16 protein-coding genes are annotated in these 16562 nt (G+C 40.7%); 6 read left to right on the top strand and 10 right to left on the bottom strand.

Translation table 11 applies throughout. The features are described from left to right. Window positions 1-243 precede the first annotated feature (243 nt). From QUF78_RS07195 to mgtE, 5 genes are all read right to left on the bottom strand, one after another. Entirely contained in the window at window positions 244-609 is a 366-nt protein-coding gene (locus QUF78_RS07195; RefSeq protein ID WP_289324133.1) for a DUF1360 domain-containing protein, read from the bottom strand. A gap of 15 nt (window positions 610-624) precedes the next feature. Further along, window positions 625-1194, bottom strand: a complete 570-nt coding sequence (locus tag QUF78_RS07190) for a hypothetical protein (RefSeq protein WP_289324132.1) — start codon at window positions 1192-1194, stop codon at window positions 625-627. Window positions 1195-1205: 11 nt separating this feature from the next. Further along, the gene (locus QUF78_RS07185; RefSeq protein ID WP_289324131.1) at window positions 1206-1520 is read right to left on the bottom strand and encodes a hypothetical protein; all 315 of its coding nucleotides are present in this window, start codon (window positions 1518-1520) and stop codon (window positions 1206-1208) included. A gap of 307 nt (window positions 1521-1827) precedes the next feature. Continuing rightward, a complete protein-coding gene (gene fabI, locus QUF78_RS07180; RefSeq protein WP_289324130.1) occupies window positions 1828-2601 on the bottom strand; it encodes an enoyl-ACP reductase FabI in 774 nt (257 codons plus the stop codon). Between the two features lie 136 nt (window positions 2602-2737). Next, window positions 2738-4108, bottom strand: coding sequence for a magnesium transporter (gene mgtE / locus QUF78_RS07175; RefSeq protein ID WP_289327257.1), 1371 nt, complete (start codon window positions 4106-4108; stop codon window positions 2738-2740). Between the two features lie 122 nt (window positions 4109-4230). On the opposite strand from mgtE, the gene prpE reads away from it, so the two are divergent. Continuing rightward, window positions 4231-4974, top strand: coding sequence for a bis(5'-nucleosyl)-tetraphosphatase PrpE (gene prpE, locus QUF78_RS07170; protein ID WP_289324129.1), 744 nt, complete (start codon window positions 4231-4233; stop codon window positions 4972-4974). Window positions 4975-5065: 91 nt separating this feature from the next. Here the strand turns inward: prpE and QUF78_RS07165 are convergent, their stop codons facing one another. Genes QUF78_RS07165 through yjbM form a run of 3 tightly spaced genes read right to left on the bottom strand, consistent with a single transcriptional unit; the run spans window position 5066 to window position 7460 of the window. Next, the gene (locus QUF78_RS07165) at window positions 5066-5980 is read right to left on the bottom strand and encodes an RluA family pseudouridine synthase (RefSeq protein WP_289324128.1); all 915 of its coding nucleotides are present in this window, start codon (window positions 5978-5980) and stop codon (window positions 5066-5068) included. 17 nt (window positions 5981-5997) lie between these two features. Next, complete coding sequence (locus QUF78_RS07160) at window positions 5998-6792, bottom strand: NAD kinase (RefSeq protein WP_289317452.1); 795 nt, start codon at window positions 6790-6792, stop codon at window positions 5998-6000. Window positions 6793-6839: 47 nt separating this feature from the next. After that, window positions 6840-7460 (bottom strand): GTP diphosphokinase, encoded by a 621-nt coding sequence (yjbM, locus tag QUF78_RS07155; protein WP_289317453.1) that lies wholly within the window; start codon window positions 7458-7460, stop codon window positions 6840-6842. A gap of 318 nt (window positions 7461-7778) precedes the next feature. Here yjbM and QUF78_RS07150 point away from each other — a divergent pair, with 318 nt between their 5' ends. The 5 genes from QUF78_RS07150 to QUF78_RS07130 all read left to right on the top strand — a co-directional run bounded on the left by QUF78_RS07150 (window position 7779) and on the right by QUF78_RS07130 (window position 12257). Beyond that, on the top strand, window positions 7779-8357 hold the full coding sequence (locus tag QUF78_RS07150; protein WP_289324127.1) for a CYTH domain-containing protein: 579 nt from the start codon (window positions 7779-7781) through the stop codon (window positions 8355-8357). Window positions 8358-8380: 23 nt separating this feature from the next. Continuing rightward, window positions 8381-9037, top strand: a complete 657-nt coding sequence (locus QUF78_RS07145; protein WP_483313837.1) for a lytic transglycosylase domain-containing protein — start codon at window positions 8381-8383, stop codon at window positions 9035-9037. Window positions 9038-9266: 229 nt separating this feature from the next. Beyond that, window positions 9267-9671: a globin domain-containing protein gene (locus tag QUF78_RS07140; protein ID WP_289317456.1), complete on the top strand. Its 405-nt coding sequence runs from the start codon at window positions 9267-9269 to the stop codon at window positions 9669-9671. Next, complete coding sequence (locus tag QUF78_RS07135; RefSeq protein ID WP_483313836.1) at window positions 9668-10561, top strand: ClpXP adapter SpxH family protein; 894 nt, start codon at window positions 9668-9670, stop codon at window positions 10559-10561. Before QUF78_RS07140 ends, QUF78_RS07135 begins: the two co-directional genes overlap by 4 nt. A gap of 337 nt (window positions 10562-10898) precedes the next feature. Beyond that, window positions 10899-12257 carry an IS1182 family transposase gene (locus tag QUF78_RS07130; RefSeq protein WP_289323635.1) on the top strand — a complete coding sequence of 453 codons (1359 nt, stop codon included), beginning with the start codon at window positions 10899-10901 and terminating at the stop codon, window positions 12255-12257. Between the two features lie 1010 nt (window positions 12258-13267). Here QUF78_RS07130 and pepF read toward each other — a convergent pair. Further along, window positions 13268-15085 carry an oligoendopeptidase F gene (pepF, locus tag QUF78_RS07125; RefSeq protein ID WP_289327255.1) on the bottom strand — a complete coding sequence of 606 codons (1818 nt, stop codon included), beginning with the start codon at window positions 15083-15085 and terminating at the stop codon, window positions 13268-13270. Window positions 15086-15252: 167 nt separating this feature from the next. Continuing rightward, window positions 15253-16485, bottom strand: a complete 1233-nt coding sequence (locus QUF78_RS07120; protein ID WP_289324125.1) for a competence protein CoiA — start codon at window positions 16483-16485, stop codon at window positions 15253-15255. Window positions 16486-16562: the final 77 nt, after the last annotated feature.

Genomic DNA, 16562 nt, shown 5'->3' with positions numbered 1-16562 from the left:
CGGTATTTTTATGAATGGTAGGATAAGGAAATAAAAAACCTTTCCAAAATGGAAAGGTTTTTTTACTCAATATCCTTTATTTTTATTGTTATTATTACAGCCACAGTCTTTCTTGATTTTGACCGGCTGATCTTTTTTCATCGGTTTGGCATAAGCCCATGGATTCGGTTTCTGATTCAATTTATGACTCCTCCTTTAAGATCTATACCATAATATATGAATGAAGAGACAAGTTGTTTCCAATCAAATGTCCATAATTTTGCTGATTATGACCTCGATGATCGCTCCTATTGCTGCTACGGCAAGGATTAATATCAGGACGTCGCCTATAAACCAATGTTGGATATAAAGAAAAACCAGAAAAAGGCTGATCCAGACACCCACGCACCAAAAACAGCTTAGCAATTGACCAAGCCAGCCAACCAGGCCCTTTTCTTTCGGCATTAAAAATATTTCCACATCCCCTTCTTCATTCTTTTCCTCTATCTCTTTAAAAAAGGGGCGGCGCAGCGGCTCCATGATTTTATCAAACACGATCAAGCGTGTCAGCCTGAAAGATGCCAAGCCTAATATTAGAAATAAGGTGAACTCATTTGGTGGGGGAAACATTCAATATGGCTCCCTTCATTTGGATTCTTCAATTATTTTAGCATCGATAATATCCGGCAGACCCACGAAACGAATATGGTTCCCTCTTTTAATCTTCACTGATTCCCCCTTCATTCCCAACACATGAAACTGAAGCGTTTCTCCGTTAATAACAGCCTCACATAATGGCTTTGGAAAACCTTGTTGATTGGAGAGTCGGGAAATGATGTCGCGAGTAGATTCTTTTTTTTCAACCTTTTTCCTTTTTCTCTTAACTGGCTTTTCGAATTCCTGTTCTGCTTGTTCAGGCTGTTCCAATTTTTCAACCGGAGTTTGCTCAGGGACATATTGTTCGGTAATTTTCCTTATACCCGTAATCTCTGTTTCAATTTCCTTCATGACATCATAAACACCAAATTCGCGTTTGACTTTTTCGATTTTCTCTTCTTTATGCTCGGCTTCCTGAAGTTCCGGCTCAACGCTGTCTTGAGGTGTATCTTTTTTCGTTCGGAAATCACTTTGCATATTCCCTCGCTGATCAGATATTTTTGCCTGATCGACATATAAAAGTGGTTTGGATTCCTTATCGACATTATTCTCTGACATGAAAATCCCCCTTAATATTTCAGAATATCCACAGACTGCAGCTGTTCCATATGATATTGGACAACTTTTTTCCCGAATTTATGCCTTATGAACAAACTGGATTCTTTCTTTTGTTCCAATTTCCCGAATAGTGTACGGTCATTGATGATGAACTTACAAACAGGCTTAGGTGCAAAGGCTGGAAGTCGGGACAATAACTCCACCAATTCCTCGGCAGTATATGAAGTGCTGATAATTTTTTCATTCAAATTAATATGTCTATTCAGCGTTTTGTGTATCGTTTGTTTTCCAACAATACAAGGCAAATCAACTTTCTTCATGTCCATGATGCCCCTCCTTCTTTTTCACGAATAGGGTTGAAAGCTGGTTTATGCCGATTCTCCCAAACAATGAATATCAGCTCTATGTATCATTTATATGAAATTCACTCTTCATTATGCTGGAGATGGTGCCGCTCCCTAAAAAAAAGACATCAACCAACCTTGGCTATGTTGGGGATTAATGAAGAAAATTAAAACATTTGAAGGAGAAAAAGGTGAAAAGATATCAATTGAGGATGTAGCAATTCAAGATACCCTCAGAGTGGAAAATCAATAAAAAAGGGGACCGATATCGGCCCCCCTTCTTTTAGTGTCATCCAATTATATGGTAACCAGAATCCACATGGATATTTTCCCCGGTAATTCCACGGGACATGTCACTTAATAAAAATACTGCCGTATCCCCTACTTCTTCAGGAGTCGTTGTACGACGGAGCGGTGCTTCTTCCTCAATCTTCTTTAAAATTGTATTGAAGTCACGAACACCTTTAGCGGATAAGGTACGGATTGGTCCGGCTGAAATGGCATTCACCCGAATGTTATCTTTGCCAAGATCACTTGACAGGTAACGGACATTGGCTTCAAGTGAGGCCTTAGCCACTCCCATTACATTATAATTTGGCATGACCCGTTCACCGCCAAGATACGTCATCGTGACAATGCTTCCACCTTCCGGCATGATTTCTTTCGCCGCTTTAGCGACAGCCGTTAAAGAGAATGAACTGATATTATGGGCTAGCAAAAACCCTTCACGGCTCGTGTTGACGAACTCACCGTCCAACTCTTCCTTATTAGCAAATGCGATACTGTGTGCCACGCCATGAATGATATCTGTTTCTTCCTTGATCGCCGCAAAACATTTTTCAATGCTTTCGTCTTTCGTTACATCACATTGTAAAATAGTGGAGGGCTCCCCTTCCAATGTAGAAGATAGTTCCCTAACGCTTTTTTCTGTACGGTCTTTTCCGTAAGTGAAAATCAGCTTTGCACCTGCTTTATGTAAGGAACGGGCAACTCCCCATGCAATACTTCTTTTATTCGCTACACCCATTATGACAAACGTTTTTCCCTCTAATGAAAAAGTCATCGTATGTGACCTCCTATTTTTAATACAAGTTATTAGTACCTGCTACTAATGACAGTATATCAAATTTCCTCTGATAAAAACACCGTTTTCTGAAGTCCCCTTGGAATATAGCTTCTCCAAGAAGGCCTTCTTTAGCTTATAGTAAATAACCCATGAATAATGTAGCCAATCCGAAATAAATCAGAATGCTGATAATGTCATTGATGGTTGTAATGAATGGTCCGGAGGCTACAGCTGGGTCGATTTTCATTTTATGCATGAGGAGCGGTACAAGCGATCCTGCGAGTGTGGCAACTACTAATGTTATGAAAATCGATATGCCGACCAATAAACCCAGCATTAGATCGTTTTGCCAAATATAAACGATTAAAATGCTGGCTATTCCACATGTCAGGCCAGTGATGAGACCAGTCCCCGCCTCACGCATGACCAGCTTCCACTTGCTTTCCTGCTCCAATTCCCCTGTTGCAATTCCCCGTACCGCCACTGCCAATGCTTGTGTTCCTGTATTGCCAGCCATGCCGCCAATCAATGGTATGAATACAGCCAGGATCGCTTTTTGACTAAGTGTCTCTTCAAAACGCCCAATCAGGCTAGCGGTCAATAATCCTAAAAACAAAAGAATGATCAACCAAGGCAACCGTTTCTTCGCAGCAGAATAGGGACTTCTATCAACATGATCAAGATCAGATATACCTGCCAATTTAGAATAATCATCGGATGCCTCTTCATCCATGACATCAATGATATCATCAACCGTAATAATCCCTAACAAATGGTTTTGGAAATCGACGACCGGCACGGCAAGGAAGTTATAGTCCCTTATTTTTCGTGCCACCTCTTCCTGGTCTTCGGATACAGGTACGGAAACTACCCTGTCATCCATTAAATCACCAATTAAAGCATCTTCATCAGCTATGATCAATGTCCTGAGCGATAAAACACCAAGCAGCTTCTTATCCTGATCGGTAACGAACACATAATATATCGTTTCCGCTTCCGGAGCTTCCCTTTTTAAGATTTGCATGGCTGATCGAGCCGTTTCGTTTGCTTCAATGGCAATGAACTCTGTCGTCATGATACTTCCTGCCGTAGATTCCTCATAGTTCAGAAGCTCCTGGATTTCACTTGCCGCTTCATCATCCATGATGGTCAAATAGCTGACGGCCTGCTCATCATTGATTTCATTCAGGACGTCTGCCGCATCATCCGCATACATATGGGAAAGCATAGCGGCTGCGTAAGAAGGATTCATTTCAGCCAATAGGCTTTCGTAATTCTCTTCATCTATTTCTATATTTTCAAAAAGGTCCGCCATTTCTTCCGGTGACAAATATGTGTAAACGACGGATCTGAATTCATCTGACAAGCTTGTGTAAAATTGAGCCTGATCATACGGATGCATTTCAAGGAACTCCGTACGGAACTGATCCAGATTTTCCGTTTTAAGCGCTTCAAGCAAAAGCTCGTTATTCATTTGACTACTCTCCCGCTCCTGGTCCTTCATCTCCTCCATAACCATACACCTCCTAAAATATATTTTTTCATTTCCTCGTTTATATTTTATTTTTTAAAATAATACTATACTAATACCATAAACATAGACAAAACAAACAAAGGGTGTGTCAAATGAACATCGATATCATAGGGGACATTCATGGATGTTTCGCCGAATTCAGGCAGCTGACGGAAAAAATGGGCTATACGTGGGAGACTGGGTTTCCAGTACATCCCTCTGGAAGGATTCTCGGCTTTGTAGGGGATTTAACCGATCGCGGCCCAGATTCCCTTCAAGTTATCGAGGTTGTCCATGAATTAGTCATTAACCAAAATATTGCTAGGTATGCCCCAGGTAACCACTGCAATAAATTGTATCGGTATTTTTCAGGCAATAAAGTTCAAATATCACATGGTTTAGAGACTACAGTAGCTGAATATGAGAACCTAAACAATCGGGAGCAGAAGAAAATCCGAAAAAAATTCCTGGATCTGTATGAACGGTCCCCACTCTATCATTTCATTGATGATGGGCGATTGATCATTGCCCATGCAGGAATTCGCAGTGATTATATTGGTCAATACAGCAGTAAGGTAAAAACCTTTGTCCTCTACGGGGATATCAACGGCTCCAAACATCCAGATGGGTCTCCTGTCAGGAAGGACTGGGCCCAATCCTATAAAGGGGAAACCTGGATCGTGTATGGACATACGCCAGTCCCTGAAGCTAGACGAGTCAATCATACATACAATATTGATACAGGCTGCGTCTTCGGTGGAAAACTAACGGCTGTGCGTTATCCCGAAATGGATCTTCAAGAGGTGCCTTCGACCATGCCATATATAGCGGAAAAATTCAGGACGTCCTTTGATTAACCAAAAAAACTCGCCATCTTGGTGAGTTTTTTTGGCATCTATCGATTTTTTTCATAATCCTGAATTCTGTTTAATGAGAGCCGGTTATACGTCAGGAATCCCAGCCCTTACTTCCCTCGAGCAATCGGGTCATATCTTCAGGTAACTCTTCTTGAAACAACATCATCTTCTTTGTGAAAGGATGTAAAAATTTCAATTCAAAACAATGAAGGGCTTGACGAGGGATACTGCTCCTGCTCCCTCCATATAAATCATCACCAGCCAGCGGGTGACCCATATGCGCCATATGTACCCTGATTTGATGTGTCCGTCCTGTTTGGAGTTCCAAGTTAAGGAATGTATGGGACCCAGTGTGTGCCAATACCTTAAATAGGGTACGGGCATACCGTCCATCCTCCCTGACTTCCCGTTCAATGATGCTGGTCGACTTTCGTCCGATTGGCGCCACTATCTCTCCTTCAGGTCCGTCAACGGTTCCTTCAGCTATGGCTTGGTATCTCCGTTTCACCTGACCTGATTTTTGTTGTTCACTTAAAAGATGATGGATATGCCGATGCTTTGCAATTAAAACCAGACCCGATGTGTCGCGGTCAAGCCTTGTAACAATATGGATCGTTGCCCGTATCCCCGTCTTTTGATAATAACCTGCCAAGCCATTGGCCAGACTGCCGTTGGGATGCTCCCGGGAGGGAATGGTATTCATGGAAGGAGGCTTGGCCACCACCAATACAAACTCATCTTCATACCTGACATTCAGGGGGATGGGTTCTGGCAAAAGGCCTTCACTTCCCTGCTCCGGTGGAAATATGACGGTGACGGTGTCGCCAGTTTCAATTCGTTCCCTTACGGTTACTTCTACGCCGTTCAACTGGATATAGCCACCTTTAAACTTGATATCCGTTAATGCTCGTTTTGAAATATCGCATTTGCTGAGAAACTCTCGCAATAAAGAGCCAGAATCCTCTTCAAAAACCGACCAGGTCAAAGAAAAGTTTTGATTTGACATGAGGTGAGTCTATCTCCTTAGTTAGCAATAAATGAATCATGCACTCTTTTCCAGAAAGGAAAAGGGCGGAATCTGGCAAACCGGATCTTTTCATCTGCCACTCGGCACTGTATCGACTTTACATCTTCCTGAAGCAGGGTCAAATGGTCAATCGTAATTTGAAAATTGACTGCATTGACCGGCCTGAACATGCACGTATGATGAGCCGGCAGCAGAAGAGGCGATCCGACCGTCCTAAATACCCGGTTGTTAATGGATGCCAATTCGGTAATCTGGATGGCATCGATTGATGGATGGACGATGGCACCACCAAGCGCCTTATTATAAGCCGTGCTTCCGGATGGTGTCGCAATGCATAAACCATCTCCACGGAATGTCTCGAAATGCTGTCCGCGTATTTCAACATCCATGACGAGCGTACCTTCAACACTTTTGACTGTCGATTCATTCAAAGCCAAAAATCTGGTTTCCCGTCCACCATGCTGATAACGGACGATTGTTTCGAGCAGTGGATATTCCACAATTTGAAATGGGGTTTTTGCTAACGCTATCACCAATTTTTCAATTTCATCAGGGGTCCAATCCGCATAAAAACCAAGATGTCCTGTATGTACTCCAACAAAGGCGGTTTTGTCCAATCGATTCTTATAACGGTGAAAAGCGTATAATAAGGTGCCATCACCACCGACAGAAATGACAATATCCGGCTGATCTTCGTCATATTCCAAATGAAAGTCCTGAAGATACGTTCGCATCCTTTGCATTAAAGTATTCGATTTCGCATCTCCTTTTGACGTAATCGCAAATTTCATATTATCCCACCTTACAATTTAGATTTCTTCCTGTTCCATTTATCAGTTTAAGAATCTTTCTTCCGGGAAAAAAGACGCTGTGCTTCCTGGATTTCCGTCCGGATTTGCGACATCTCTGCATCAAGCAGGAAGGCCGCTTCCGCTGCGCGTTTCAACCGCAGTTGAATATCTTCCGGGAAAATGCCTTTATATTTATAATTTAAAGAATGTTCAATCGTCGCCCAAAAATTCATCGCAAGTGTCCTGATTTGAATTTCGGCAAGTATATTTTTTTCGCCATGGATCGTCTGGACCGGGTAGCGGATGACAACATGATAAGAACGGTAGCCGCTTGCTTTTTTATGGGAAATATAATTCCTCTCTTCGACTATCTCGAAGTCATTGCGACCCCGTAAAAGTTCAACTACCTGTTCGATATCATCCACGAACTGGCACATCATGCGAAGTCCTGCAATATCCTGAATTTCGGTTCCCAATTTATCAATGGGAATATCCTTCTGGCTCGCCTTATCCAAAATGCTGACAATCGGCTTTACCCTGCCTGTTACAAATTCGATCGGCGAGTGAATATTCTCTCTCTCAAACTGTTTCCTTAATCCCTTAAGCTTAACCTTTAATTCTTCGACAGCCTGAGTATAAGGCGCCAAGAAATCGTCCCAACTCTCCATTGCCACACCACCTATATCTATCTAAAAAGCGTCTGTTCAACTCTGGTATGGGCAGAACGCTCTCCTATATCCAGCAGTCCAAGCCTTACTGCAATTCACCGCTGGATCCTATTCAATCTTACTCTAAAACAAAAAGTATGTATTAATTTCTCTATATACGGTAATCCATTTCTTGAGTTCAACGTTTATATTTTATCATATCCTGCAATTGATTCCTAAATATTCAAGTACAATACAAAAAAATTATTGCATTCAATTTGACAGCTGGAATTGTTCTTATATGATTAACCTAAGATTCAGCCAGGAAGGAAGGAAAACATGAACCAGCATATTGAAATAGAATTTAAGAATCTCTTAAGTGAAAAGGAATTTCGTCAACTGATCGATTATTTTCATATCGTTGCATCGAACTTTAAATCACAGAAAAATCATTACTTCGATACATTAGAATTCCATTTGAAAAATCAGGGCTCTGCACTAAGGATCCGGGAGAAAAATGGTCGATACGAGCTGACTTTAAAACAGCCTGCTACAGAAGGATTATTGGAAACGAATCAAGATATCCCTGAAGAGGCCGCTTATGCGTTTCTGAATCATAACACTTTCCCTGAAGGCGAGATCCAACATCTTATTCTTGAATGCGGAATTAATCCAAAAGACTTTACCTGTTTTGGGACACTAAAGACGGACCGTGTTGAATTTCCTTACAAAGATGGTTTACTTGTTTTAGATCATAGTTCGTATGTGAATCAGGAAGACTTTGAACTTGAATACGAAGTGACGGATGCAAAAGCGGGGAAAAAAAATTTCCTGACCCTCCTTGAAACCCTTCAAATTCCCGAAAGGGAACCCGAAAATAAAGTTAAGAGGTTTTATCGCGCCAAATTCCAGGAATAATCCTGTTTGAACCATAATCGGAGGTGGAGAGTTTGAAAGTCCAAGATTTCAAAACTTTTATGGAATTGCAGGCAATCCAGCAATTCACAAATGGCAACATCACAAATAATGGTTCATCTCGATCCATTTTCCAGGACATGCTGTCGGAACTGGTTTCGGGTGATGCTCTTGAAGGCACTTCGCAGACATTGGGTTCCTTATTAACCAATGTGGAAACGGAAACGAAGTCCTTTCTTCAATCCGGCAGCCTGAAATCGAACCCGATAGCCACTGCATATACTAACAATGAGTCCAGCGAAACCGGCACAAATTACGATCAAATCATCAGCCAGGCGGCCAGTTTATATAATCTCCCGGAAAAACTGATAAAGTCGGTCATTAAACAAGAATCTAACTTTAACCCCGAAGCCACCAGTTATGCTGGTGCAACTGGCCTCATGCAGTTAATGCCGGCAACTGCAAGGAGCCTTGGAGTTGATGATCCCAGCAATCCGGAACAAAGTATCATGGGCGGGAGTAAATATTTAAGTCAAATGATGGCCCGTTATGATGGGGACATCAAGGTTGCACTTGCTGCTTATAATGCAGGACCAGGAAACGTGGATAAATATAACGGCATTCCGCCCTTTAGAGAAACCCGGAATTATGTTCAAAAAGTGTATGGCACATTTTCAAGCTAATGAAAGCTGACCCTGATATTATTGGCGGGTCAGTTTTTTCATGTCTACATATTTCGGAGACCGCTGGACAAAATGTTAAAGCTACCTAAAAAGCGGTCTATCCCGTACATTCCCCTGTGTCATACTACAGATGTAAAATTTTCTTCAAGCTATATATTTGTTATATCAGGACGTCATTGATAAAATATGAATAAATATCAACCATCTTTCTTTAAAAGGAGTAATCAACATGATGCAAGGGAACCCTACACCATATGAATTAATTGGAGAAGGGCAATTACACAGGTTAATTGATGTGTTTTACTCCAACGTTAGTCAACACCCGGATCTGCAGCCGATTTTCCCTGACGATTTAACTGAAACGGTCCGTAAACAAAAACAATTTATGACTCAATATTTAGGTGGTCCCTCTTTATATACGGAAGAGCATGGCCATCCTATGTTGCGGGCTCGACATATACCTTTTGAAATTACACCAGATCGTGCGAAAGCATGGCTCTCATGCATGTATCAAGCTATGGACGAAGTGGGCCTTGAGGGTGAAATTAGGGAATTTTTCTATCACCGCCTTTATTTAACAGCACAGCATATGATCAATACATCCGGAACTGACGGGAAAGGAGAAGACAGTTGAGCGCACATAAACCAGTTTTCAATATTTCCGATTGGATCAAGACACAGCATTGCTATGATATAGGAAAAAAGCCAATTGAAATTTATGTTTTTGTTGATCCGCTTTGTCCCGAATGCTGGGGCTTAGAACCGATTATTAGGAAATTACAGATAGAATATGGTCAATTATTCAGTTTACGCCATGTTTTAAGCGGTAAAATCGATTCTCTTAATATGGGGAAAAATAAAAATTATGAAAACCTTGCTCAAGTTTGGGAAAAGACAGCCAGCCGCTCGGGAATGTCCTGTGACGGAAGTCTTTGGTCTGAAAACCCGATCTCTTCTCCTTATACAGCTTCCATCGCAATAAAAGCAGCGGAATTGCAGGGCCGTAAATTGGCCATTCGCTTTTTAAGGCAGCTTCAAGAATATTTATTCATAGGAAAAAGGGATATATCCAATATTGAAGTCTTGACCGAGTGTGCCAAGACGGTTGGATTGGATGTGGAGGAATTCCTTTTTGACATCAATTCTTCCAGTGCAGCCAAGGGTTTTCAATGTGACATGAAAATCACCAGTGAAATGGAAGTGACTGAAATCCCTTCCCTTGTTTTTTTCAATCAAAATATTGAAGAAGAGGGAATAAAAGTTTCGGGTGTCTATTCTTACGAGGTATATGTTCAAATTTTAGAAGATATGCTGAATGGCCTTCCCGCACCTGCCAAACCACCCTCCCTCGAAGAGTTTTTAAGCTGTTTCAAACTAGTGGCCACAAAGGAAATCGAAACGGTTTATAATATGAACAAGAATAACGTCGAATTGGAAATGAAGAAACTTGTTTTAAAACAGTTGGCAGAGAAAATTCCGGCTAAATATGGGACGTTTTGGAGATATACAAAGAAGCAGTCATGAATTTGACTGCTTCTTTGTTGTTTAAAAAGGGAAAAACCATGCAAATCAACGATTGCATGGTTTCAGACTGTAGACAAACTCGATGAAAATCGAGTTTGTCTATTTTTTATGAGTTGTACAATTTGGCCGTTGATTTTCCACTCCAGGCACTCGCTTTCCGCGGGCGGTCGGGGAGCCTCCTCGGCTTTCGCCTGCGGGGTCTCCCCTAGACGCGCTTTTCCCGCAGGAGTCTCGTACCTTCCGTTCCAATCAACTTTGTCTTACCTTTTAGATAAACACTTTTGCCTGGAGTCATTTTTGTTTTAAAATAGAAGTATTAAAACTTGAGGTGATGAGGATGCTTTCTAAACATGATTCTATTCAGCGAGATCAACTTGAAATGATTACGTTAGATCAACTGGTGCCACTGAACCATTTGGTTCGTAAAATGGAGGCTGCCATTGACTTCACTTTCATTTATGACTTGGTGAAAGAGATGTATTCAGAGGTAGGACGCCCAAGTATTGATCCAGTTATTTTAGTTAAACTGACATTCATTCAATATACCTTCGGTATTCGTTCCATGCGTAAAACGATTGAAGAAGTTGAAACCAATATGGCTTACCGTTGGTTCTTAGGCTATGGTTTCCATGATAAAGTACCTCATTTCTCTACGTTCGGGAAAAATTATGAGCGACGCTTTAAAGATACAGACCTGTTTGAACAGATTTTCTATCGCATTTTAATGACAGCTGCTAATAAAAAGTTAATAAGTGCTGAACACGTTTTCGTGGATTCCACACATGTGAAAGCCAGTGCGAATAAAAGGAAATTTGAAAAGAAAATCGTTCGTAAAGAAACACGAGCGTATCAAGGGCGTCTTCAAGAAGAAATCAATCAAGATCGTGAAAAACATGGAAAGAAGCCTTTTCCATCAGATAAATTTGATAAAGAAGAGACCAAAGAGATTAAAGAAAGTACAACGGATTCTGAGAGTGGCTACTATGTGAAAGATGAACGAACAAAACAGTTTGCCTATTCATTCCATGCGGCCGCAGACCGCAACGGTTTTGTATTGGGAACGATTGTAACACCTGGAAATATACATGACAGTCAGATCTTAGAGCCACTAGTTGAACAAGTGATTGAGAAAGTTGGAAAACCGGAAGCCGTTGCCGCAGATGCAGCTTATAAAACACCAGCGATTACAAGCTACCTATTTAACAAAGAAATCATACCGGCTTTACCTTATACACGTCCTCGCACCAAAGAAGGATTTTTCCGCAAACAGGACTATGTATACGATGAACATTTTGATTGTTACCTTTGTCCTTCGGGAGAGCTATTAAAGTACTCAACAACCAATAAAGAGGGCTATCGCGAGTATAAATCACCCAAACACACTTGTGCGACATGCTCATTTTTATCTCAGTGTACAGAAAGCAAAGACCATCAAAAAGTGGTGACACGGCATATTTGGCAAACACATGTGGAAGAAGCAGATCATCTGCGTCATCATCAAGATGTAAAAACTATATATGCGAAACGTAAAGAAACGATTGAGCGTGTATTCGCAGATGCAAAAGAAAAGCATGGTATGCGTTGGACAACTTTAAGGGGACTTAAAAAATTGTCGATGCAGGCGATGCTTACTTTCGCTGCCATTAATTTAAAGAAGATGGCCAATTGGACATGGCGAGGTCCAAAAATGGCCTAACATAGTGGGCTCGTAGAGCCCCAATCTCCTAACTTCAGGCAAAAATTCAAAGGGAATCTCAAAAAGGGGTTCGGAATTTTTTAATTCCGAACCCCTTTTGTCTACAAACTGAAACCATGCAAATCAACGATTGCATGGTTTTTTTATAAGAAATAAGGGGATGGGAGAAATTTTTTCACGATCAAACAAAGGGGTATAAGTTTGTTTGTGATTCACTTCACAATAAATAATATAACAGATTACCCATTTATGTTTCAACTATATGTGCAACTTTTCACAAATTGTTCACAATATATATTTTCCAATTATTATAACCCCTTCTGGTATCTAGCAAAATAAGAGCCTCATTTTGCTTTAACGGTATAAGTGCATTTGATATATGATATTGAAATGGTATGAATTTAATTGTGAAAAATATCACAACACTGATTATATCTTTATTTTTCATTATCTAAACTTGCTACTTTTGTTACACCGGCATCAATTCAACCCGTTTAATTTATCAGCAAATGAAAAACCCCGGCAAATCGCTAAATTTGCCGGGGTTTTCATCTATTTATACGAAAAAGGGGATGGGAGAAATTTCACGACGAACAAACAAAGGGGTATATGTTTGGATGTGATAACTTCTATATCTGTACTATAGCAGATTATACACATTAATTGCAAGAACTTGTGCGCAATTTCACATTATTGTCATATTCTTAGAATACTGCTTATTTTGAAACATAAAATCTAATAAAAAAGCAGATGATCTTTTATCCTGCTGCCAGGTTGGAGGTGGCCAAATTGAAAGGCTTTATTCTACTTATACTCTTGATAGGGTCGCTATTCGTCCAGCTACTCGGTATCATGAACCTCATTCCTCTGTATTTTACCTCCCCTATTTTATTTTTTGTTTTCTTCATTATTCTTCACAGCTTAAATCAGAGAAACCGCTTTAAAGGATTATAACGGATATCCATATTAGATGAAAAGGAACCCGAAGCCATTCGGGTCCCTTTCACATCCTACTTATTCAAAAGCTCTTCCAACTCATTTAATTTTTCTTCGAATACATTCATGGCTTCTTGTACAGGCTCGGCTTTTGTCATATCGACGCCAGCCTTTTTGAGTACTTCAATCGGATAATCAGAACTTCCAGATTTCAAGAACTCCAGATACCTTTTGACAGCAGGCTCTCCTTCTTCAAGGATTTGCTTGCTTAAAGCTGTTGCTGCACTGATTCCGGTCGCATATTGATAAACATAGTAATTATAATAGAAATGTGGAATACGTGCCCATTCCAAACCGATTTCTTCATCAATGCTCACATTCTCGCCAAAGTATTTCTTGTTCAGCTCATAATATTCCTTAGTAAGCATATCCGCTGTCAATGCTTCCCCATTTTGAGCTTTAAGATGAATGGTATGTTCAAACTCTGCAAACATCGTTTGGCGGAACAATGTTCCACGGAAACCTTCTAGATAGTGATTCAATAAATAAATGCGTTTCTTTTCTTCTTCGATTGTATTAAGTAAATAATCATTCAACAGGTTTTCATTACAAGTCGATGCAACTTCCGCTACAAATATCGAATAATTCCCGTATGGGTATGGCTGGTATTTACGCGTATAGTAGCTATGGACCGAATGCCCAAACTCATGAACGAGCGTGAATAGGTTATTGACGTTATTTTGCCAGTTCATTAAAATATATGGATTCGTCCCGTATGTACCAGAAGAATAGGCACCGCTTCGTTTCCCTACGTTTTCATGTACATCGACCCAACGGTTTTCAAATCCCTCTTTCAAAACATTCAAATAGTCCTCACCAAGCGGAGCAAGACCCTTTAGGACATAATCTTTGGCCTCCTCATATGTCACTTCCATCTTCACTTCTTTTACAAGAGGAGTGAATAGATCATACATATGAAGTTCATCTAATTCGAGTACTTTTTTACGTAAATCAAGATAACGGTGCAGTAAAGGCAAGTTGTCATTGACTGTTTTAACGAGATTATCATATACGGTCTCCGGAATGTTATTGCTACTTAACGCCGCTTGGCGTGCTGAATCATATTTTCGTACTGTGGCATTGAAATTATGGTTTTTCACCTCTCCTGACAGGGTTGAAGCAAACGTATTACGGAACTCACCATACTTGCTGTATACCCCTTTAAATGCCTCCTCACGTACACGTCGATCATCACTCTCAAGAAAACGGATATACCTTCCGTGAGTTATTTCCACTTCATTTCCCTCTTCATCCTTGATGGTCGGGAATTTCAAATCAGCATTGTTAAGCATACCGAAAGTATTGCCTGATGAATCGAGTACTTCTGATGCTTGTGCCAATAATTCTTCCTGCTCGGCAGATAAGATATGGGGTCTCTGAAGATTAATTTCCTCTAAAGAATGTTTATATAATTTCAATTCTTCTTTTTCTTCTAAAAACCCTTCCAATTTGCTTTCGTCAATACTCAATAACTCAGGAACCATATATGAAAACGCAGCTGCTGCCTGGGCGTATAAAGCTTTGGCCCGATCCTCCATCCCTTGGTAAAAAGGATTGGTTGTATCTTGGTCATTGCGCATATGTGAATAAGAATAAACTTTCCCAAGCTTCTCGAATACTTCATCTTGGAGTTGAAGGGCTGCAAATAACTTTTCTGCGCTTTCGCCCAACGTCCCTTTATGTGCCTCCGCTTTCTTGAGGTCTTCCTTCACTACTTTGAAGGCAGCTTCCCAATCTTCTTCGGTGGCGAAGATATCTTCCAATCTCCAAGTATCCTCTGCAGCTATTTCACTTCTTGAGGGTAATGCATTCACTTTTGTTTCCTGTGCCATAAAAATTCCTCTCCATTCTATAGAAAACTCGCCAATCAGATAACTCATTAAACCGGATTGAACGCTGCAATTATGCATACGGCATTCATGCTTTCTAAAAGTTTTTAAATTTCGTTCTTATTACTATTTCTCCAATAACAAAAATAATCCTGCCATTTCATCTGAATTCAAGATAAATAGGGATGTTCTCCCTGATTATACTGGATATTCCCCTTTTCCAGCATCAACTTATGCTTATCATAGAAAAATTTTTCCATCATTTGAACTTGATCACTGTTGAAGGGAAGGGAAAATTCCTTCTCAACTTTAAAAACCCCCTCTTCCAACTTTGATATGTAACCCATGTGCTCCAATAACTTAATGTATTGACCTACAGGGTACTCCAAGGGTGGTTTTTCATGAAGCAATGGCAACGGCCTGAACTTTATTTCCCCTTTTTTTGAACGCTTCTTAAAAAAGTGGATAATATTCGCCATGAAAATCTTTTCCCCTATTTTTTTCTCTTGAAACACATCCATGTAAAACCATGCCTGCCATTCAATCGGGGCTGTTTCGATCAAAAGCATCCCTCTGACTGGAACACCCACTTCAATGGGAATTGTTGCAGGTGTAATATGATGTAAATACAGTTCTTCGAAAAAAGGATTGGTTCTACGTGCAGTTTTCACACGATGGAGGGACCAGTCTTTTCGTTTATATCTCCAAGCAGGCAGAAAAGGGAAACGAAAGCTGTTTTGGGGCAATGCCCGACTAGGGGGAAGGAGTGTTAAGGAAGCTGAAGTCAATTCGGCAAATACGGTTCTAGGGGTGAAGGGAGTGAGGTTCTTCAATACTGATAAATGATTAGTTTCCGGGCAATACATCCAAAGAAACGGATGGTGCCAGCTGCCGCTGACAAAGAGCCATTGGAAGCGGGATAAACTGAATTCATACATGCTTTTCCTTTTTAGGCGTTTTGCAGCGAGGATCCAGATTGGCTTGATGCCCACGCTTTGATAGGCTCTTGTCCGTTCAATGAATTCAACCTCCGGGATTACGGAGCATTGAAATTCTATTGCATAGCGATTCCCCCCTATCGTAGCTAAGATATCAGCCCTTTTCTTAATTTCGGGAAAGTAGGCTTCTAAATCCACTTGATAGCCGTGTGATAAAAACCACTGAAACAATTTTCTTTTTCCCATTAAGTGATAGGCGGATTCCGGTTCTGAAGAAGCACGGCATGAAGAATTATTTTTATGGGCGAAATGCGGGATCCTGACGTTTCCTGCTTTGATGGACATTTCCATCTTGCAGCACGGACAGTAATAATTTGCTGACTTTCTCCATTCAGCAAGCACGTTTGCCGATATCCTTTCAGGAAGGGTCATCCAAGTCCCATCTTTCTTTATCGCAGTTAGCATACATCTCCTCCTCATCCACTACATTCGCTTGCATCGCTAAGGATCCCTTCCTTTTAATAAAAAAAAATGCCAGATCG

Source organism: Peribacillus sp. ACCC06369 (genome assembly GCF_030348945.1).
GTDB lineage: Bacteria > Bacillota > Bacilli > Bacillales > DSM-1321 > Peribacillus.
This window is presented reverse-complemented; position numbering and strand designations above follow the sequence as displayed.